This window comes from Pseudomonas jilinensis, assembly GCF_003586265.1.
In the GTDB taxonomy this organism is placed as follows: domain Bacteria; phylum Pseudomonadota; class Gammaproteobacteria; order Pseudomonadales; family Pseudomonadaceae; genus Halopseudomonas; species Halopseudomonas phragmitis.
In genome coordinates this window covers 256,547-274,532 of sequence record NZ_QJSA01000003.1, presented here as the reverse complement: position 1 = coordinate 274,532, position 17,986 = coordinate 256,547, and the positions used below count along the sequence as shown (strand labels likewise).

Here is a 17,986-nt window from a genome sequence, read left to right as displayed (position 1 = left end):
AGGGACGCTATCGGTCCTTTTGTTTGCGCGATACAATCGCCGGATGCTCCCGGTATGGTCCGGGCACGTTTTTGCAAGAGGAGTCGTCCCATGGCTGAATACAAAGCCCCCCTGCGTGATATCCGTTTCGTTCTCAATGAAGTTTTCGAAGCCGACCAGTTGTGGCAGAACCTGGCGGGTCTGAACGGAGCCATCGACGCGGAAACCGCCGATGCCATGCTGGAGGAAGCCGGCAAGATCACCTCGCAAACCATTGCGCCGCTGAACCGTAATGGCGACGAAGAGGGCGCCAAGTGGGATAACGGTGTGGTGACTACCCCGACCGGTTTCAAGGATGCCTACCAGACCTATGCCGAGGGTGGCTGGGTCGGCCTCTCGGGCAACCCTGAATTTGGTGGCTTGGGTATGCCCAAGACCCTGGGTGTGCAGGTGGAGGAAATGCTCTACGGCGCCAACAACAGTTTTGCCCTGTACGTTGCCCTGACTGCCGGCAGCACCCTGGCGCTGGATGCCCACGGTAGCGAAGAGCTTAAGCAGACCTATCTGCCCAACATGTATGCCGGCACCTGGGCCGGAACCATGTGTCTGACCGAACCGCATGCTGGTACCGATCTGGGCATCATTCGGACCAAGGCAGTGCCTGAAGCCGATGGCAGCTATTCGGTGACCGGTACCAAGATCTTCATCACCGGCGGTGAGCATGATCTGACCGAGAACATCATTCACCTGGTGCTGGCCAAGCTGCCCGACGCGCCGGCCGGCCCCAAGGGCATCTCGCTGTTCCTGGTACCCAAGTTCCTGGTCAATGCCGACGGCAGCCTGGGTGAGCGCAATAGCGTCTCCTGTGGCTCGATCGAGCACAAGATGGGGATCAAGGCATCGGCTACCTGTGTGATGAACTTCGACGGTGCCAAGGGCTTCTTGATCGGTGAGCTGAACAAAGGCCTGAACGCCATGTTCACCATGATGAACTACGAGCGCCTGTCGATCGGTATTCAGGGCATCGGCTGCTCTGAGGCTTCCTATCAGAGCGCCGTGGCCTACGCCCGCGAGCGGATCCAGAGTCGTGCGCCAACGGGTGCGCAGCAGCCCGACAAGGCGGCCGACCCGATCATCGTGCATCCGGACGTGCGTCGCATGCTGCTGACCATCAAGGCCATGACCGAGGGTAGCCGGGCGTTCTCGACCTATGTCGGCTCGCAGCTGGACATCAGCAAGTTCTCCGACGATGCTGCGGCCAAGAAAAAGGCCGAGGATCTGGTCGCGTTGCTGACCCCGGTAGCCAAGGCCTTCTTCACCGACGTTGGCCTGGAAAACTGCGTGCATGGCCAGCAGGTATTCGGCGGCCACGGTTACATCCGCGAGTGGGGTCAGGAGCAACTGGTGCGCGATGTGCGCATTGCCCAGATCTATGAGGGTACCAACGGCATTCAGGCTCTTGACCTGATGGGTCGCAAGACCGTGGCCAACGACGGAGCCTTCTTCAAGCAGTTTGCCGATGAGATCAAGGGCTTTATCGCCGACAACGGCGACCAGGCGCTGGCTGAATTCGTCCAGCCGCTGGCCGCGGCGCTGGCCAATCTGGAAGAGCTGACCGCTCAGGTCATCGACCGCAGCAAGACCAATCCGAATGAGGTCGGTGCGGCCTCGGTCGAGTACCTGCATGTGTTCGGTTACACCGCCTATGCCTACATGTGGGCGAAAATGGCCAAGGTGGCCCTGGCCAAGCTGGATCAGGACGGTGATGGCTTCTATCAGGCCAAACTCAGCACCGGGCGGTTCTTCGTCAAGCGTCTGTTGCCGCGCATCCAGTCGCTGAGCGCGGCGGTACGTTCCGGTAGCGAGCCGCTGTTCGAGCTTAGCGCCGAGCAGTTCTGAACCGGTGCCAGGCCTGCCGGTATGGCCGGCAGGCCATGTAAGCCATGGCTTACATGCACTGATGGTAATGGACTATGGGCACTGCCTGCCGCTCTGCGTAACATCATGTAACGCAAGGAGCCAGCAGGAAGCAGCCCAAACAACATGGATTAAGGACAGTGCCCGGGGGGCACACCATTAGGGATGATCAGGACCCGTTCTGCAAAGCCTCGCTTCGGCGAGGTTTTTTCTTTTCTGCCTCGCCGCCCTGGCTCAGGCGAACCTGCATTCCAGTACTCCCAGCTCGCCCATGTCTACCCGCACCTGATCGCCGGCCTCCACCGCCTGCATGGGCGCTAGCGCTCCGGACAGCACGATTTCCCCCGCCCTGATCGGGGTACCCTGACGCGCCAGCTCACGGGCCAGCCACAGGCAGGCATTGAGCGGGTTGCCCATGCATTGGCTGGCGTGCCCTGATAGCGGCGTCAGGTCATTGCGCTGTAATTGCACCTCCAGGGTGCTCAGGTCCACATCGCGTGGGGCTAAGGGCCGAGAGCCGAGCACGAACAGTCCTGAAGACAGGTTGTCCGCCAGCGCGTCGAACAGGTTGCGAGGCCAGCCTGTCAATGCCGAGTCACAGATTTCCAGCGCCGGTGCCACGCCGCCCAGGGCGTCGAGCAGGTCGGCTACTTGCAGGTCCGGGCCGTCCAGGGTTTCGGCAAACATAAACGCCACCTCTGCCTCCACCCTGGGCGCCATCAGCCGGGGCGTGGGGACTGACTCATCCTCGCAGCATTGCCAGTCATGCGCCAGAACGCCATACAGTGGGTGATTGAGCCCCATGGCCTGTTGCGCTCGAGGGTCGGTGAGGCCAAGCTTGTAGCCGATCAACTCCAGCCCGGCACTACATTGCAGTGCAGTCAAAGCCCGCTGGGTAGCATAGGCCTGCTCCAGACTGGTGATACCGAAGCGCTCGGCAACCGGCGCACAGGCCGCCAGCTGCTGACGGGCCTGGAACAGCTCCTGAGCTGCGGCTTGTGGGTCGAAAGCGGGCGTGTTCATGCGGCGGATCCGCCGACCGGCTTGTCGCCGACCACCGTAGTGCGAAACATTTCCCGGCGCTTGCCGAAATAGTCCGAGACCGGTTGATGCCAGGTGCAGCGGTTGTCCCAGATGGCCAGTGTGCCGGGCGTCCAGCGCATACGGCAGGTAAAGGCCGGGGCGGTGGCGACCGAAAACAGGTAGTCGAGGATCGGTCGCGACTCCTCGGCCTTCATGCCTTCGATACCCAGGGTGTAGGCCGGGTTGGCGAACAGCACATTGCGACCGGTTTCCGGGTGGCGGGTAATCAGCGGGTGGCTGCGCACGTCATGGTCAACGTTCTCGCCATAGACAATCTTCATGCTTTCCAGCCCGGCATTGTGCTTGGCGTTAGGACCATAGCCGAACTCGGGGGTGTGGATGCCGCGCAAGCCATGCAACATGTTCTGCATGGCCGGCGACAGCCATTCGTAGGCCAGGTACATGTTGGTATAGAGGGTATCGCCGCCGACGTCAGGCACATCGTGGCCGTACAGCAAGGTAAAGGCCGGCGGGCGTTCCTGAAAGGTCCAGTCGGTGTGCCAGGCGCCACCAAAGACGATCGGGGTGCTTTCGTCGGCCTCTTTACGCACATGCACCACATGCGGGTGATCGGCCATGGGTTTGACGTAGGGTTCGCTGCCGAACTCGCCGAAGCGCAGCGTCACCGCCTCCAGCTGGGCGACGGACAGATTCTGATCGCGGATGAACAGCACCAGATGATCCATCAGCGCCTGACGCAGTTCTGTCTGACCTGCGTCAGACAGGTTGTTGAGGTCGATGTCATAGACATCGGCGCCCATCGAGCCAGCTACAGGATATATCTTGAAGTGCTGGTAGCTGCGGGCCTGGTTGTTGCTGGCGCTGGTGTAGAAGAATTCGGGCATTATGGTTACCTCTTGTTATGAATCAGAGCCTGGTCAGCATGCTACAGGCCCTATACTTCGGCCATGACTTCTACTGCCATCGCATGACAGATACTGCCAGATGGAGGGCTTATGGACTGGCGACAGCGACGTGACAGCACCAATGTCAGTTACCTGCTGGAGGTTGCCGGGCAGCTCGGCGTGGCTGCCGATGAGTGTCTTGCCAACACCGGCCTGAGCCTGGAGAAACTGGCCGCGGGTGAGGGTTTCGAGTTGTGGCAGGAGCTGGCCGTGGTGCGCAATCTGGTGGTGCGCTGGCCGCACCCGGGTACTGGGCTGCGGGTCGGCAAGTGCTACCACCTGACCAGCCTGGGGTTGTTGGGTTATACCATGCTGGCCAGTCGTACTCTGTGGGAAGCGATTCAGGTCAGTGAGCGCTTTCGCCCGTTGTCGCTGTCGATCTGCCCGGTAAGCCTGCAGCCGCATGAGCAGGGGCTGTGGATGTGTCTGGATGACAGCGTTCTGCCTGAGGATGCCCGTTGCCTGGTGGTTGAACGCGGGTTGGCGGCCTGGAAGCGGGTATTCTCCGAGTTGCTGCAACGGCCATTCATACCGCTGCAGGTTTCCCTGGCGCTGACCTCGGTCGGCTCAGCGGCGGATTACAGTGCCCATTTCGGTTGCCCGGTCCTGTTGCGGCAGCCACGCAATGCCATGTTGATCGCGCGCAGCGATCTGGATAGCGCTTTGCCCCTGGCCAATGCCCAGACCCAGCAAACCTGTGCCAGCCTGTGCCAGCGCCTGTGTGATGATCTGGGGGATGTCCAGGGCGTGCTGGCGCGACAGGTGTTGCAACGGTTGATGAGTCATTCCGGACGCCATTGCCGGGCGGCCGAAGTGGCGGGGTGGCTGGGGCTTTCCGAGCGAACCCTGCATCGTCGTCTGGCGGAGGAGGGCTATCCGTTTCGCGGGCTCGACGAGCGGGTGCGGCGTAATCTGGCCGAGCGTCTGCTGGGCGACAGTGCCTTGGGGCTGGAAAGTATTGCGCAGCAGCTTGGCTATGCCGAGGCGGCGAGTTTTTCCCGGGCATTCAAGCGCTGGACCGGGCGCTCGCCGGATCAGTGGCGGCGCCAGCGTTTACGCGCTGGCGAGCCCTTGACGCTGTTGGGAAAGACCTATGCTTGAGCTGTTACAGGTCAGCAAGGGCTACGCCAGTCCACAGGGCAGCATCCGCGTGCTGGAACAGGTCGACCTGCAATTGGCGGCGGGTAGCAGCTTGGCCCTGACCGGTGAATCGGGCTGTGGCAAAAGCACATTGCTGCATCTGGTAGCCGGCCTGGACCTTCCTGATGGCGGCGATATTCGCCTGGATGGCCAGAGTCTCACTCGCCTGGGCGAAGCCGGGCGGGCTGCCTGGCGGCGTCAGCGTGTGGCGCTGGTGTTTCAGCAGTTCAATCTGATCCCGTCCTTGCCGGTGGCAGACAACCTGGCGTTCCAGGCCCGTCTGGCCGGGCGTCTGGAACGTCCCTGGCTGGACTATCTGACCCGGCAACTGGGTCTTGAAAGTTTGCTCGGGCGTTATCCCGAACAGCTCTCCGGAGGCCAGCAACAGCGGGTGGCTGTTGGCCGGGCGCTGGCGGTCCGGCCACAGTTGCTGCTGGCCGACGAGCCAACCGGCAACCTGGATGAGCAAACGGCTGAAGAGGTCATGGCCTTGCTGCTGAAACTGGTGGCGGACAGTGGTTGCAGTCTGTTGATGGTAACGCATAGCCAGCACCTGGCCGCGCGTCTGGATCGGCAGGTGCGGTTGTCGGCCGGGCAATTGCACTGATGCTGGGGCGGCTCGGCTGGACCTGGCTGACCTTGCTCAGTCATTGGCGCCGGCATCCGTTGCAGGCGTTGTGTCTGCTGGTTGGCCTGTGGCTGGCGACGGCGCTGTGGAGCGGGGTTCAGGCGCTCAATGCCCAGGCGCGTGACAGCTATGAACGCGCGGCCCAGCTGTTTGGTGACGGTCAGCAAGCGGTATTGATCAATCCGGCGGGACAGATGCTGGCCGAAGCGGATTATATTGACCTGCGTCTGGCCGGCTGGCCGGTGTCCCCGCTACTGCGTGGCAGTCTGCGGTTCGAGGGCCCCGATGGCCCGCGACGTCTGCAAGTGCTGGGGATTGAGCCCTTGAGCCTGCCGGCCGGAGGGCTGTTGGGGCGCCAGCTCAACTCGGCGTCCGACTTGAGCGATTTCATGTATGCGCCGGGACGTACCTGGCTGGCGGCCGATACCCTGGCCGAGCTGGGCTGGCAGCCGGGCCAGCAGCCGCAGGCTGAACATGGCGCGCGCTTGCCAGGCCTGCAGGTTCGGGATGAACTGCCGCCGGGCACCTTGGTGGTCGATATCGGCCAGGCCCAGGTCCTGCTGGAGCGGCCCGGACAACTGAGCCAACTGCTGGTTGAGCAAGGCTTTGCCGCAGACCGGCCAGCCTTGCCGGCCGGTATTGAGCTGGTCTGGGATCAACGCGAAGAGGCTGACCTCGAGCGCCTGAGTGACAGTTTCCACATGAACCTGAGCGCTCTCGGACTCTTGGCCTTTCTGGTCGGGCTCTTCATTGTCCATGCCGCTGCTGGTCTGGCGCTGGAGCAGCGCCGGGGGCTACTGCAGACCCTGCGAGCCTGCGGTGTGTCGCTGAGTCAGCTCAGTACGGCGTTGATCCTGGAGCTGTTGGTGCTGGCGCTGTTGGCAGGGCTGTTGGGACTGGTCAGCGGTTATCTGATCGCCAGCCTGCTGGTGGGCGATGTTGCCGCCAGCCTGCGGGGCCTGTATGGCGCTCAGGTGGCCGGGCAACTGCGGCTTGAGCCTGGCTGGTGGTGGACCGGGCTGGGTATGGCGGTGCTGGGCTGCGCTCTGGCTGGTGCTGCCAGCGTGCTGCGCGCCCTGCGCCTGCCGGTTCTGGCCTGGGCTCGGCCTCAAGCCTGGCGCGAGGCGCAGGGGCGAACCCTGCGACGATTGTCTCTGGCAGCAGTGGCGCTGCTGGGCGCGGCGTTGCTGTTGGTGTGGCGTGGTGACAGCCTGGTGGCTGGGTTCATGTTGCTGGGCTGTCTGCTGCTGGGCGTGGCCTGGCTGTTGCCATTATGGCTGGCGCTGTTGCTGCGGCTTGGCCAGCGCCTGGCCAAACAGCCGGTTTGGCAATGGTTCTGGGCCGACAGCCAGCAGCAGTTGGGTGGTTTGAGTCTGGCACTGATGGCTCTGCTGCTGGCGTTGGCGGCCAATATCGGGGTGGGCAGCATGACCGAAGGGTTTCGCAAGACCTTTGTCGGCTGGCTGGATCAGCGTCTGGCCGCGGATATCTATGTGCGTCCGGATGGCGCCGCAGAGGCTGCGCAGCTGAGTCGCTGGTTACAGGCCAGACCTGAGGTTGTTGGGCTGCTGCCGAGCTGGCAGCAGGAGCTGCGCGTCGGTGGCTGGCCAACGGAGGCCAGTGGCGTGATCGATCATCCCCTATACGCCGAGTCCTGGCCGCTGCGTGACAGCCTGGCCCAGGCCTGGCCACGCCTGCATGCGGGCGAAGGGGTCATGGTCAGTGAACAGCTGGCGCAGCGGCTGGGACTGACGCTGGGCAGCAATCTGGAGCTACTGACGCCAGCCGGGGTGCAGGCTTTCGTGGTCCTGGGACGCTATGCTGACTATGGAAATCCGCGTGGACAGGTGCTGATGGCGGCTGAGCGCTTTCGCGAGCTATGGCCGCAGCGCGAACTCACCAGCATTGGTGTTCTGACCCGGGAGGGGGCCGCCGCGCAACTGGTCGAGGCCCTGCGTCATGAGTTCGATCTGCCGGGTAACCGGGTGATCGACCAGGCCACACTGAAAGATTACTCGCGTCAGGTGTTCGAGCAAACCTTCGCCGCCACGGCGGCGCTCAACAGCCTGACCCTGGGCGTGGCGGTGATTGCCCTGTTGTGCAGCCTGTTGAGCCTGGCCGACAGCCGCCTGGGGCAATTGGCTCCGCTCTGGGCCATGGGCCTGACGCCAGCGGGGCTGGCCCGGCTGAGTCTGATCCAGATGCTGGCGCTGGCGGGCCTGACCTGTCTGCTGGCGATTCCGCTGGGGCTGGCGTTGGCCTGGGTGCTGGTCGAGGTGGTCAATGTCCAGGCTTTTGGCTGGCGCCTGCCCTGGCACTGGTTCCCCGGGCAGTGGCTGGTGCTGACGGCACTGGCGCTGCTGGCGGTACTGCTGGCCAGCCTGGGCCCGGTATGGCGGCTCAGCCGTCAGGGGCCGATGGACATGTTGAGGCGCTTGGCGCATGACTAAAGCTTATCTGTGTCTGCTAATGATAGCGCTGCTGCTCAGCGGCTGTGAGCCAGCGCGCGAGACGCCGGGTGAAGGCTTTGCCGGGCTTGGCCGTGAACAGCAGGGCTATGCTCCGGTGGTGCCGGGGCGGGTACTGAGCTTCCCGGCCGACCATGCGGCCCACCCCGAGTTTCGTATCGAATGGTGGTATGTCACCGCCAATCTCAAGGATCAGCAGGGACGTGACTGGGGCGCGCAGTGGACTCTGTTTCGGCAGGCGCTACAGCCGCACACCGAGACGTCGCCAACCGCCGGCTGGGGTCAGCCGCAGGTCTGGCTCGGGCATGCGGCACTGACTCAGGCGCAGGGTCATCGCCATGCCGAACGTCTGGCCCGAGGGGGCGTCGGTCAGGCTGGGGTGGAGTTGAATCCCTATCGCGCCTGGATTGATCACTGGCAACTGAGCGGTCAGGCCAATGCCATGCTCAGCCCGCTTTGGGTGCAGGCACAGGGCGAGAACTTTGGTTATCGGCTGGAACTGCACAGTGACCGGCCGGTGGTATTGCAGGGCGAGCAGGGATACAGCCGCAAGTCCGACAGCGATCAGGCCTCCTATTACTACAGCCAGCCGTTCTATCAGGTCAGGGGCGAGATCGAGTGGGATGGCGAGCGGCTGGCGGTCACGGGGCAGGGCTGGCTTGATCGGGAGTGGAGTAGCCAACCGCTGGCAGAAGATCAACAGGGTTGGGACTGGTTTTCTCTGCATCTGGATAGCGGCGATAAGCTGATGCTGTTCCGGCTGCGCAGCGAGCAACGCGGACATTACCTGTCCGGCACCTGGATCAGCGCCACGGGGCAGACCTGGCCGCTGGCACCTGAGGCGGTCGAGATCGAGCCGCTCAATCAGACCTCAGTGGCCGGGCGTCAGCTACCGACCCGCTGGCACCTGCGAGTAGCCGCGCGGGATTTCGAGGTTACGACCGAGGCCCTGAATCCACAGGCCTGGATGGGCACCGGCATTCCCTACTGGGAAGGGCCGATTCGAGTGTCCGGCAGTCATGCCGGGGTTGGTTATCTGGAAATGACCGGTTATTGAGGCTTGACGCTGTGCCGGCCGGCGGCGTAGATTGAGGCCATGTCAGCGCTCAACGTGTTTTTCGCCCGAATGATTATTACCGCCATTCCGATATTGGCGGGCTGACACGCGTCCATCCCAACCCGCCCTCGAGGCGGGTTTTTCATGACTGCTCCGAGGGTTAAAAGCCAGGAGGCAGCATGAATACCCGTTTATCCCCCGAGCCTGAAACCTGCCGGGACCCGCAACCCGATAGCCGCAGCGGATTGGGTGGCGCCATTCGCCCCGGACTGGCGCCCGGTCTGCTGCGCGATTATGTCGCCCGCATTCTGTCGGCCCCGGTGTACGAGGTGGCGCATGAGACGCCGCTGCAGCAAGCCGCGCAGCTTTCTTCCCGGCTGGGCAACCGGATACTGCTCAAGCGTGAAGATCTGCAGCCGGTATTTTCCTTCAAGATCCGTGGCGCCTACGCCAAGCTGGCCAGTCTGGATGCTCAGGCCCGCGCCGCCGGGGTTATCTGCGCTTCGGCCGGTAATCATGCCCAAGGCCTGGCATTGGCAGCCCGGCACCTGCAGGTCAAGGCGCTGATTGTCATGCCCGCCAATACCCCACAGATCAAGGTCCAAGGGGTACGCCAGCAGGGCGCCCAGGTTTTGTTGCAGGGCGATAGCTTCACCCAAGCGTTGGAGTACGCCCAGCTACTGGCCCGGCTACAGGGTTACAGCTTTATTGCGCCCTACGACGACCCCGAGGTGATCGCCGGGCAGGGCACGGTGGCTGTCGAGTTGCTGCGTCAGCAGGCCGAACTGGACGCGGTGTTCGTGCCGGTCGGCGGCGGTGGTTTGATTGCCGGGGTGGCGGCTTATTTGAAGTATCTCAACCCGGCAATCCGGGTGGTTGGGGTTGAGGCCGAAGGCTCAGCTTGTCTGAAAGCGGCTCTGGATAGCGGTAAACGAGTGGTTTTGCCGAGTGTGGATGGTTTTGCCGATGGAGTGGCTGTGGCTCAGGTCGGGGTGCATAACTGGGCTCTGTGTCGTCATCTGGTCGATGAGGTCATCAGCGTCGGCAACGATGAAATCTGTGCAGCCATTCGCCAGGTCTACGAGGACACCCGGGCGATCACCGAACCTTCGGGTGCCCTGGCCGTGGCCGGGTTGCAGCGTTATGTAGCCCGCAGCGGGTGCCGGGATCGGACCCTGGTGGCAATTACCTCGGGCGCCAATATCAATTTCGCCAGCCTGCGCCATGTGATCGAGCGCACTGAGCAGATGCTCAGTGTGGCCTGATGCGCTCGATCCGGTCCGGATGGATGATGATCTGGCCCTGCTTGAGCAGGCCGCCAATGGCTTTCTTGAAATTGCCCTTGCTGACCCCGAACAGCGCGGCAATGTCTTCGGCCGGGCTTTTGTCGCTGAGCATCAGCACGCCCTGATGGGCATCGAGCTGCTCCAGAATCCGGCTTTGCAAGGTCTCGGCCGCGTCGCGTCCCAGTGGCTGCAGGCTCAGGCTGATCTTGCCGTCGGGCCGCAGCTCGCGGATATAGCCCTGCTCGCGCATGCCACTGCGAACGAACTTGAACAGTTCATTTTTGTGCAGCAGGCCCCAATGCTGGCCATTGATGATGGCTTTGTGGCCCAGGTCGGTGCGTTCGGCAATCAGCAGGTCAACCGCCTGCCCGGGCTGATAGCGCGCCGGGGTTTTGTCCAGGTAGCGGTCCAGCTTGCTGGTCGCGGTAATGCGCCGGGTGTGCTTGTCCAGATACAGGTAGACCAGACAATACTGACCCACTTCCAGCGGACGCCGGGTTTCCGAGTGGGGCAGCAGCACATCCTTGGGCAAGCCCCAGTCGAGAAACACCCCGGTACGGTTGATGTCGGTGACCTTAAGGCTGGCAAATTCACTGACCAGAGCCTTGGGCTTGCGGGTAGTGGCGATCAGCCGGTCTTCACTGTCCAGATAGATGAACACGTTGAGCCAGTCATCGACCTCGGCCGGCTCGTCCTTGGGGATCTCGCGTTTGGGCAGCAGAATTTCACCATCCGGCCCGCCGTCCAGGTAAAGCCCGAAGTCGGTGTATTTGGTGATTTGCAGGGTGTTGAAGCGGCCCAGGGCTGCCATAGGGGATTCTCGCAGGAATGGGGGAAGCTTGAGGAGTAGTGTATCGGAGAACGTAAGAAATGGTGGGCCCACCAGGACTTGAACCTGGGACCAAGCGATTATGAGTTTGCACGCAACGCTGCAAGCCCAGCAAAATCAGGGGTAATCTACCGTAAGCCAGAAAAGCTAAAAGTATTTACGTGACAGTAGGTTAGCGTAATTTTGCGAAGATGGCCAGAACGGGTGAGTGTACTGCTACTGTACCGATTTCAGCTGCTTTTCAGTACAGTCAGCCGCGCTTCGCTGGTGGCCATTTGAGTAGTCAAGGATTCCTTGACTACTGGTTTGGAGCGTGGGGCCGGTGGACCTCCGCAGCAGCTCATTTTAGCCGGGCCCATAGCTGCAGGTGAGACTGTGGAGTATGTGATGACGACGAAAAAGCGTAATAGTCGAATTTTGAGCGAGATGCACGAGAGAGTGCGTGGGCTTCATGGTGCCGGTCTGATCAGCAAGCGGCGCAGGGACGAGTTCGAGGTGCTGTACAATGTAGCCAGATGCCGCCATCGTCGATATCAACTGTCAAGTATTACTTGACAGTTGATATCCAGCCTCCTGCAGCTTACGCGTGTGCTTTTTGCCCGACCACATCCATCAACTTGGCGTAGTCCGTCACCACGTCGTATTTCACCTTGTCTTCGGTCACCTGCTGGCTGATCTCGTCGAAGAACTTGCGGGCGCAATCGATCTTCTTCTGCTCAATCTCGCGCAGCTTCATGGATGACATGCTGCCTTTGGTCTCGGCAACGAAGTAAATGTGCTTGACACTGCCGGCACGGAAAGAGATGGCCCAGTCGGGGTTGTAGTCGCCCACCGGCGTTGGGATCAGGAAGCCTCTCGGCAGCTTGGCATAGACCACCACCTCGCTGCTGGTATCAAGTTCTGCGACGAAGCGCCGTTCGATCTCAGAATCGGTGATGGCGTAGTCGTAGATGTGGTTCTTGAGCTTTTGCGTGGCCCGGGAGAAGTCTTGTCCAGTTTGGTTGGCGGTGAAGATATCCACATCGTAACGCTCGTCCACTTCATCGTAGGCCAAACGCTCGATGACCATCGCGGCCTTCTGTTCGGTGATCAACCGGGATGCCTCGGCGATGAAGTGTTCAGGGTTTTGCCGGAACTGCTGGAATACAGCGGGTTGTATACCTTGCAGTATCCTGGCTGCTGTCTGGCGGGTCAGCTGGGCGTTTTCGGCTACCTTGCCGAGCAGGTCATAGCGGACCCGTGAATGGATTGAATCGCCGTATTCCGTGGTGGTTTCCTCGACCTTGAAGCCATCACCCTTCTTCAGCTGCTCATCTGTCAGGTCATCCTGCTGGATGCCTTTTTGCACGGTGTATTGAAGCGGGGTGACGCGCAGGCTCTTGTCCAGGGCTGCGATGCACTTGCGGACCAGTTCATCCGAGTCAAATTCGACACGGTACACCGCTTTGCGATTGATCCTTTGCCATAACGCCTGGAACTCCTTCTTGTCAAAGTTGGCGTTGAGGGGGTTGGTTTTCGGCTTGCGGCCATCCTCGATTTTAGGCAACTGGGCGTTGCTGAATACGCTGTCGATCAGCGCGAAGACCTGATCAGCATAGGGCTTCAGCTCTTCCGGCAAATCAGCCAAAGTGCCTTGCTCTTTTGCCTCGTGGTAAGTCGGCGCTATTTGGTCGGTTTCATCGGTGTAGTCGTTCTTCACCAGGTAGCGGTATATCTGCTTGGCCATAGTGGGGGTCACGTCCACCGGCCCTTGCTCTGTCGTCAGCTGCTTGCCGGTGAAATAGGCCTCTGTTGCCTGGCGCGGCCGAGCACTCAGAGTGTCACTGATCTCTTGCTGTAAACCGGCGACAAAATCCTTGTAGCTCTCACTGGCAATCACGGTCAGTACGTTGATGGTGTGAACCACGGCAGGGTTATCCATGCGGTCACCGTGCTGGTCCACCGACAAGCGTAACCCGCGCCCGACTTCCTGGCGTCGTGAGATGGTGTTGTCGCTGTGTTTGAGCATGCACATAACAAAGACGTTGGGATTATCCCAGCCTTCGCGCAGGGCCGAGTGGGAGAAAATAAACCGCGTCGGCTCCTGGAAGGACAGCAACCGCTCCTTATCCTTCAGAATCAGGTCGTAGGCATCCACATCATCAGAATCAACTGAGCGTGCCCCGACAGCCGGATCTTTCAGGCGGTTGGTCTTCTTGTCTATAGAGAAGTAGCCATTGTGCGTAGCTGCCGGATCGATACCCTCAAGGTACTGCCGATAGGCTTCATTATCGATCGCCAGCTCAGACAGATATTCGTCCTTTAGCAGCTGATACTCCTCTTCGAAGATACGGGCATACTCGCCCTGCTCATCCGGCTGGTCATAGTCGCGGTACTTGGCCACCTCGTCGATAAAGAACAGCGACAGCACCTTGATGCCCTGAGCAAACAGCTGCTTTTCCCGATCCAGGTGGGCCTTGATGGTTTCACGAATCTGGATGCGCCGGATGTCTCGCTCGGACACATCGCCGTTGGCTTCACCGGCCTTCAATACCAAGCCATTGGTAAACTCTAAGGTGTCGGTAGTGGCGTCGATCTGGCTGATAGTGAAGCCGCCACGGTACTGATCAAGCTCGCCGGACTCGGCAAACAGGTCATCGCGAAACTGCAGGCGGCGCAGCTGACGCTTGATCTCACCCGACTTGAGCTTCACTTCCAACTCGATACGAGCAACTGGCGCTTTTCTGGAGATATCGATGCCTTCCAGATACAGGTAGGCGTTGGTGCCCGCCAGGCCTCGGGTCTGGATGCCACGCACGGCGATCTTTTTGACCAGTTTCTGGTTGTAGGCATCCAGCGCATCCAGGCGGTGAATACGGTTGTGCTGGGTTCGGTGTGTGGCCGAATAACGCAGGATCATCAGCGGCTTGAACTGCGGCAAAGCTTCCATGGTGGCTTTGCCTTCCATCTTCTGCGGTTCATCCAGAATCAGGATGGGCCGGTTGGCGGCGATCACATCGATCGGCTTGCGCGACTGAAAATCGTCCAGCTCATCGTAGATACGTCGGTTGTCTGCGCCTCGGGCGTTGAAAGCCTGGATATTCATCACCATCACATTGATGCCGGCATCCGACGAGAAGCTCTCCAACTCATGCAATCGCTTGGAGTTGTAGATGAAGAATCGCGCCTTCTTGCCATAGCTCTCGGTGAAGTGCTCAGCGGTGATCTGCAGGGATTTGTACACCCCTTCGCGGATGGCGATGGACGGTACCATGATGATGAACTTGCTCCAGCCATAGCGCTTGTTCATCTCGAATATCGTCTTGATGTAGCAGTAGGTCTTGCCGGTGCCGGTCTCCATTTCCACGTCCAGGTGGATGCGCGTAGCCGCCAGCGCATCCTTCTTGTAAGCCGCCTTGACGGGCACCCGGTTACCCTTGTTGTCGTAGGTCGTGAACTCGGTCAGCGACGTTGCAACCGGCAGGTTCTGGCGGCGTTGGACCGTCTGGATGTTCTCCAACACCTGTGCTTCGCTTAGGGCAATGTCGGCATTCCTGAAGCCATCCTCGTCAAAGGCGCTGGCTTGGGAGTGCTGACCCGGGTCGATCCGGTAGGTCAAACCGTCGAGCAGGGGCTGACCGGCAAAGCAGTCGACCACGGACTCCACGGCGTGGGTCTGGTAGGCCTGGGTTTTAAACTTCAGCTTCATGGCATTCTCTTTCTGCATTCTTTCTGCAAGGCTTTCTGCACGTCGTCATGCAGAAAGAACTGAGGGCGGCGCTCAACGCTGCCCGCCCTTGTCGCCCTTACGTGTGGGTGACTTCAGTTGCTTCAGCTTCTTTTCTGCCTCGACGAAGTGCTTTTCCACCTCTGAAGGCTGCTGCAGCCTTTGCTCGCGGAATTTCTCGAACTCCTGATGCGCCTTGTTCACCGCTTGCTGGTTACTGATGCTACCTGCATGGGTCAGCAGCTCACGCCCTGTCATGGTCAGGAATTGATCCAGTCGCTGCTGCCAGTCGGCCATCGTCATGGGCTGGCGGTTGAGCGCTTGCACCTCAGCCAATTCCAGGTAGGCATTGACGATGCGGTTCAGGATATTGAGCTCTTCTTCATTCAGGTAATTCTTGGCAACCTCGATATCACGCTTCAGCAGATTCTTGCCCGGAAAGTTGGTGACACCCATGTTGGGTGAACTGGCATCTGCGCGCTGGAAAATCAGTTCAGAGGCCGTATGCCCATGAGCCGCCCAGTGCATCTTGTTCTGCACCTGTTTGAAGAACAGCTGGGTTTGCTCCGCCTTGGGGTCGTAGTCCGTGCTGGTGGCGTAGATATCCAATACCTTGCGCCAGAACACCTTTTCAGAGCTGCGGATATCGCGGATACGCGCCAGCAGCTCTTCAAAATAGCGGTCGTTCTGCGGCTCCTTGAGGCGCTCATCATCCATGACAAAGCCTTTGATGATGTATTCCTTGAGGCGCTCGGTAGCCCAGATCCGGAAGCGGGTAGCGATGGCACTTTTGACCCGGTAGCCAACGGCAATGATCATGTCCAGATTGTAGAAATCCCGCTGACGGCTGACCTCGCGGCTACCCTCGAGCTGAACTGACAAGAATTTCTTGTGAGTTGCCTCCCGCTCCAGCTCGCCCTCAGCGTAGACGTTCTGAATATGGCCGCTGATATTCTGCTGGGTGGTCTGGAACAGATCAGCCAGCTGATTCTGGGTCAGCCACAGGGTTTCATCCTGTAAGCGGACCTCAAGCCGCAACCGGCCTTCCGCCGCCTCATACAGCAGGACATCCCCTGTGCTACCGGGCTGATCAGCACCTTGGTTCATAGCGCACGGACCTCGGTGCTGGGCGACAGCTGACGGAAGATCTGCTCAACGTTGATCTTCACCGCATCAGAGACAAAGCCATTGTCGCGGAACACCACGCGCAGCGGTTCATGCCTGGCCAACTCCTTGACCAGCTCTTCGGTAATGCCAGTGTCGAAGCACGCGACCAGGGCATTATCATCAACGAAGAACACTGTTTTACCTTGAAGGGTTTCGCGGCGAATCGGCAGAGTCAGATCCACACCCCAGTCCACCAGCACCTGGAACAATAGGTCTTCCGGCGTTCGGTCGGGTTTGACGTTGTCCACAGCTTCCAACAAGTCACCCTGGGACAGCTCATCAGGACGGTAGTAGATGTCCTTCATGTTTGAGGTGTCGACTTTGAGCACGCGAAAGCCCACATCGCGGTTCCAGTCGGGGTGGCAATCTCCTTCGAGGATTTTTTTGCCGGCACGGCGGATGCGTTCTTTACTAATTTCGCTGATCTTTTCGTATCCAGCTTTGAAGCCTTCCGACGCCGTATCGCACAACTCCGGCAGTTGAATCATTATGAATTTCAGATTTTTCCCTTCCTCTGAATTTATCTTAAATGTCGAGTGAGCGGTCGTCGCTGATCCAGCAAAAAAGTCCAAGACTATATCATTCTTCGTTGCACCTGAAAGGCGCAAAAGATGCTCCAACAGTTTTGTTGGTTTCGGTGTATCAAATGGCTGTTTGTCATTGAATAATGACTTTATTTCATTGGCGGCATCTCTTGTGCTTCCGACCTCCTTTGCTAGGAGTAGAGTTTCTGGCGTTCTTCCTTCTAGCGTATTTAGATAAATTTTTCTGATGATTCTAGACTCATCCTTTGAAAATATTATTTCGCCGGTAGATATTTTCTCTTCGAGTGTTTCTTTGCTCCAGCGCCACCCTTTCTCCGGCGCAGGTATTGCTTTTCCAGATGGAGTGGTGATGCTGTAAATAAGGTTTGGTCTATATAGAGCGTTCCTTACATCCCCGGGTCGCCATGGGCCATTCGGGTCATTGTCTGGATTGGAATAGTTTTTATTGTGCTCGTCGGTTCTCGGTAAGTTTGAGATGGCGTATGAATCGCTTTTTGCATAACAAAATATATAGTTATGATGGACCGAGAATTTTCCTGAGTATCCCTTTGGCTGGACGCTATGCTGCCAGACTATGGTTCCTCTGTGATTCTGATGGCCAAAAATCTCATCACAAACTTTTTTCAGGTTTTCCTGCTCGTTATCATCAATGCTGATGAATATAACCCCATCATCTCGAAGTAAGTTCTTTGCTAGCTTTAGTCTGGGGTAAATCATTGAAAGCCAGTTCGAATGAAACCTACCATTGGACTCCGTGTTGGCTATTAACCGGTTAAGAGATTTATCTTTTTGGCTTGATCTTTGTAGGAAGTCTTCTGCGCTCTCTGAAAAGTCATCCTTATATATGAAGTCATTGCCAGTATTGTAAGGTGGGTCTATGTAAATAAGCTTTACCTTGCCAAGATAAGTCTCCATCAGTAGTTTCAATGCATCTAGGTTGTCACCCTCGACAAACAAGTTCCTGGTCGTTTCAAACTCCAGGCTTTCGCTTGGCTCGGGACGAAGCGCTTTAGCAATAGGAGCGTTAGCGAGAGCTAAGGCCTCCCGCTTCCCCGGCCAATCCAACCGGTATCGTTCTTGCGGGCCTTCAACGATCGAATCACTCAGTTCCTGCCGTAACTGATCGAAATCCACCGCCAGGCGTATTTTCCTCGTCGCCTCATCCCTAGCTTCGGTCACGCAGCCGGGGAACAGTTCACGAATTTTGGCAATATTGTCCTGACTCAGATCAGGACTGTGCATTTTGAGTTTGTCCACGGAAATATACCTCTTGAAT

Annotated in this window: 12 protein-coding genes; 6 read left to right on the top strand and 6 right to left on the bottom strand. The window is 59.2% G+C overall.

What is annotated here, in order from left to right; translation table 11 throughout:
• The first annotated feature begins 90 nt into the window (after positions 1 to 90).
• Entirely contained in the window at positions 91 to 1,878 is a 1,788-nt protein-coding gene (locus C2846_RS04770) for an acyl-CoA dehydrogenase C-terminal domain-containing protein (protein ID WP_080049328.1), read from the top strand.
• Between the two features lie 252 nt (positions 1,879 to 2,130).
• On the opposite strand, the gene C2846_RS04765 is transcribed toward C2846_RS04770, so the two are convergent.
• Both C2846_RS04765 and C2846_RS04760 read right to left on the bottom strand, forming a co-directional pair.
• On the bottom strand, positions 2,131 to 2,919 hold the full coding sequence (locus C2846_RS04765) for a 2-keto-4-pentenoate hydratase (protein ID WP_095624748.1): 789 nt from the start codon (positions 2,917 to 2,919) through the stop codon (positions 2,131 to 2,133).
• A complete protein-coding gene (locus tag C2846_RS04760) occupies positions 2,916 to 3,824 on the bottom strand; it encodes a TauD/TfdA dioxygenase family protein (protein ID WP_119700818.1) in 909 nt (302 codons plus the stop codon). Before C2846_RS04760 ends, C2846_RS04765 begins: the two co-directional genes overlap by 4 nt.
• 111 nt (positions 3,825 to 3,935) lie before the next feature.
• Between C2846_RS04760 and C2846_RS04755 the strand changes: the two genes are divergently transcribed.
• From C2846_RS04755 to ilvA, 5 genes are all read left to right on the top strand, one after another.
• Complete coding sequence (locus tag C2846_RS04755; RefSeq protein WP_119700817.1) at positions 3,936 to 4,985, top strand: AraC family transcriptional regulator; 1,050 nt, start codon at positions 3,936 to 3,938, stop codon at positions 4,983 to 4,985.
• Positions 4,978 to 5,631 carry an ABC transporter ATP-binding protein gene (locus tag C2846_RS04750; RefSeq protein ID WP_119700816.1) on the top strand — a complete coding sequence of 218 codons (654 nt, stop codon included), beginning with the start codon at positions 4,978 to 4,980 and terminating at the stop codon, positions 5,629 to 5,631. The genes C2846_RS04755 and C2846_RS04750 overlap by 8 nt, the downstream gene beginning before the upstream one ends.
• Complete coding sequence (locus C2846_RS04745; protein ID WP_119700815.1) at positions 5,631 to 8,102, top strand: ABC transporter permease; 2,472 nt, start codon at positions 5,631 to 5,633, stop codon at positions 8,100 to 8,102. The genes C2846_RS04750 and C2846_RS04745 overlap by 1 nt, the downstream gene beginning before the upstream one ends.
• Positions 8,095 to 9,177 (top strand): lipocalin-like domain-containing protein, encoded by a 1,083-nt coding sequence (locus C2846_RS04740; RefSeq protein ID WP_080049334.1) that lies wholly within the window; start codon positions 8,095 to 8,097, stop codon positions 9,175 to 9,177. The genes C2846_RS04745 and C2846_RS04740 overlap by 8 nt, the downstream gene beginning before the upstream one ends.
• Before the next feature lie 179 nt (positions 9,178 to 9,356).
• Entirely contained in the window at positions 9,357 to 10,442 is a 1,086-nt protein-coding gene (gene ilvA, locus C2846_RS04735; protein ID WP_095624754.1) for a threonine ammonia-lyase, biosynthetic, read from the top strand.
• Here the strand turns inward: ilvA and C2846_RS04730 are convergent.
• The 4 genes from C2846_RS04730 to C2846_RS04705 form a co-directional block, all read right to left on the bottom strand.
• Positions 10,429 to 11,274, bottom strand: a complete 846-nt coding sequence (locus C2846_RS04730; protein WP_080049336.1) for a CvfB family protein — start codon at positions 11,272 to 11,274, stop codon at positions 10,429 to 10,431. The two genes, ilvA and C2846_RS04730, sit on opposite strands and share 14 nt — an antisense overlap.
• Positions 11,275 to 11,872: 598 nt before the next feature.
• Complete coding sequence (locus C2846_RS04715; RefSeq protein WP_119700814.1) at positions 11,873 to 14,980, bottom strand: type III restriction-modification system endonuclease; 3,108 nt, start codon at positions 14,978 to 14,980, stop codon at positions 11,873 to 11,875.
• A gap of 72 nt (positions 14,981 to 15,052) precedes the next feature.
• On the bottom strand, positions 15,053 to 16,105 hold the full coding sequence (locus C2846_RS04710) for a virulence RhuM family protein (protein WP_119700813.1): 1,053 nt from the start codon (positions 16,103 to 16,105) through the stop codon (positions 15,053 to 15,055).
• A complete protein-coding gene (locus C2846_RS04705; RefSeq protein ID WP_119700812.1) occupies positions 16,102 to 17,967 on the bottom strand; it encodes a site-specific DNA-methyltransferase in 1,866 nt (621 codons plus the stop codon). Before C2846_RS04705 ends, C2846_RS04710 begins: the two co-directional genes overlap by 4 nt.
• Positions 17,968 to 17,986: the final 19 nt, after the last annotated feature.